The following is a 635-nucleotide window of genomic DNA, read 5'->3' on the forward strand; positions in this document are numbered from 1 at the left end:
GTGCAGTACCGCGGCAGCCTGATGCCGCTGGTGCCGCTGCACGGCTTCATGGCGCTGCCGGAATCCGGCAGCCAGGCCGTGCTGGTCTTCGGCGATGGCGTGCGGGCCATGGGGCTGATGGTGGATGAGATCCTCGACGTGGTGGATGCCTCGCTCGACATGGACACGGCGGGCGTCCGGCCCGGCTTCCTCGGAAGCTGCGTCGTGGCCGGCAAGGTGACGGAGGTCCTGGACACCGCCTTCTGGCTCAAGCTCGGCCAGGCCGATTGGTTCGAGCCGGCGGCCGGCGGCGGCCGGCCGAGCGTGCTGATCGTCGAGGACAGCGATTTCTTCCGGAACCTCATCGTCCCCTCGGTGACGGCGGCCGGCTTCGACGTCACGACTGTCGCCGATGGTCGCGAGGCCCTGCGCCTGCGCGACGCGGGCGAACTGTTCGACGCGATCGTCTCCGATATCAACATGCCGGAGCTCGACGGCTTCGGCCTGGCGCGCGCCGTGCGCGAAGGCGGGATCTGGGCCGACCTGCCGATGATCGCGCTCTCCGGCCGCTCCGAGCCGCGCGACGTGGAGCGCGGCCGCGCCGCGGGCTTCAGCGACTACATCGCCAAGTTCGACCGCGAGGCGCTGCTCACCAG

At 70.7% G+C, this 635-nt stretch carries 1 protein-coding gene; it reads left to right on the forward strand.

What is annotated here, in order from left to right; genetic code table 11:
* On the forward strand, positions 1-635 hold a 635-nt coding region (locus AC1DWF_RS35690), incomplete at both ends, for a response regulator (RefSeq protein WP_476843182.1).

Source organism: Aminobacter sp. P4_D5 (assembly GCF_056401815.1).